Origin of the sequence: Pseudorhizobium endolithicum (assembly GCF_902153245.2) — a bacterium.
In the GTDB taxonomy this organism is placed as follows: Bacteria; Pseudomonadota; Alphaproteobacteria; order Rhizobiales; family Rhizobiaceae; genus Neorhizobium; species Neorhizobium endolithicum.
Genome location: NZ_CABFWF030000013.1, coordinates 443,934 through 446,016, shown reverse-complemented (window position 1 = coordinate 446,016; position 2,083 = coordinate 443,934). Strand labels below are relative to the sequence as shown.

The window sequence follows — 2,083 nt, the reverse complement described above, 5'->3', positions numbered from 1 at the left end:
CCAGCAGCAAGCTGACACTCATCCGGCCCTCGGGAATGAGCCGTGGTCGTCTAAGCTACACCACGTCCTGGGACACGATCCCCGCGCGAGGGAACCCGATGCAACTCTTCGTGTTCGGGAGGCCGTGGCTGTGCCCAAGCAAAGGAGAGACGAATGTTCTTCAGAACGAACCAATTCCAGTACAATGCGCGGCCGGAGCGGCCGGATCCCGTCTACGCCAAGCAACTTCAGGAGGTGCTGGGAGGGCAGTGGGGCGAGATCAGCGTCATGATGACCTATCTTTTCCAGGGCTGGAACTGCCGTGCTCCGGCGAAGTATCGTGACATGCTCCTCGATATCGGGACGGAAGAAATCGCGCATGTCGAGATGCTTGCAACCATGATTGCCCGGTTGCTGGAGACTTCCCCGGTGGAAACACAAGAAGATGCGGCAAAGGACTCCGTCATCGGTGCCGTCATGGGCGGCGCACGTGTGGAGGATGCGATCCTTGCCGGTATGAATCCGCAACACGCCATCGTTGCAGGAATGGGAGCAACTCCGACCGACAGCGTCGGATATCCTTGGAATTCCCGCTACACGATCGCCTCCGGCAACCTTCTCGCCGACTTCCGCTTCAACCTGACGGCGGAATCGCAGGGAAGACTCCAGGTGTGCCGGCTCTACGAGATGACGAGCGATCCGGGCGTCCGGGACATGCTATCCTTCCTGATCGCGCGGGACACGATGCACCAGAACCAGTGGCTCGCGGCGATCAGGGAGCTTGAGGCCGACGGTCTTGAACAGACGCCGGCTCCCTTCAGTTTCCCCCAGGATCGCGAGAAGTCTGAGGTCGCCTATCAATACTGGAGATGCTCCGACGGAGCTGAAAGTCAACGCGGCTCCTGGGCTGCAGGCACTTCGCCCGACGGCAAGGGCGAGTTCCAGTTCCTGGCGGACCCACAGCCCCTTGGCGAAACGGTCGAGGAGCTTGCGCAACTCGATCCACGGCTCCACGGCACGCCGAAGAAGCCGATGCCCCCCATGGCTTCCTGACGACAAGGCTCCGCGCCATGCTTGTGGATGAGAGGACTCACCAGCATGAGCGGAGCCTTGCCCCTCTGGGCGAGGATAAGGCCTCCTTCTTCACCATCGGCCACTCCACGCGGCCGATTCCAGTCTTTGTGGAACTGCTGAGGGTGGCTGAGGTCCAGGTTGTCGTAGATGTCCGCTCGATCAGGAGATCGCGCACCAATCCGCAATACAACGAAGACGTATTGGGATCCGCACTGGAGCCTTACCAGATCGGCTACACGCATATCCCCCAGCTCGGCGGCAGACGGAAGCGCGAGAAAGGGATCGAGCAGGATGTGAACGCGTTCTGGAACAACAGAAGCTTCCACAACTACGCGGACTATGCCCTCACTGCGGATTTCCGGGAAGGGCTAGAGCAACTCCTGCTCCTGGGAACTTCCCGTCGTTGTGCCATCATGTGCGCCGAAGCGGTCTGGTGGCGTTGCCATCGAAGGATTGTCGCCGACTATCTCCTGCAACGGGGAGTGGATGTCTACCATCTGATGGAAGGAGACAGAACCTCACCGGCGCGCCTTACCGCTGGTGCGACGATACGCGGGGACGGAACCATCATTTATCCGAAACCGCAGGCGTCGAGTGAGATCGAATGTTGCTGACATTGGCAGACGGCTGGCGCGACTTCAGGAACCGACAGCTTGTTCGAGAAGTGTTGCGACGACCTGTTCAAACCGGCCGCTCTCGATGAGGGCATTTGGGAAGGGCCTTCGGTGGCAGGGCCTCCGGCTCGGCCCGCTGGAAGCCGGTGCTGACGATGCCCGGCCACCTCGCTCGACGCCGCCTTCGGAGCCGCCATGCTGCTTCTGCCGCTCGTCTTCACGCGCCGCCGGTCCACAAGCGTCGTCATCGCCTTCAGGGCCGGTGTGCTGGTCGCAAAGACGAAGATGGGGTGCTAGACGGGCTTTCAGCAAGAGGGTTTCCTCCCTTGTCCTCGGAGCAAGCTCGGGATGACGAGCGGACAGACTCCTCCCTTGGCGATCTCGGAATTTCAAATCGGACGGGGCGCTGAAAGCTA

General features: G+C 60.9%; 2 protein-coding genes. Both read left to right on the top strand.

The features are described from left to right. Positions 1-153: 153 nt before the first annotated feature. Positions 154-1,032 carry a manganese catalase family protein gene (locus RTCK_RS15330; protein WP_142593412.1) on the top strand — a complete coding sequence of 293 codons (879 nt, stop codon included), beginning with the start codon at positions 154-156 and terminating at the stop codon, positions 1,030-1,032. Positions 1,033-1,049: 17 nt separating this feature from the next. Then, positions 1,050-1,667, top strand: coding sequence for a DUF488 domain-containing protein (locus tag RTCK_RS15325; protein ID WP_142593411.1), 618 nt, complete (start codon positions 1,050-1,052; stop codon positions 1,665-1,667). Positions 1,668-2,083 lie beyond the last annotated feature (416 nt).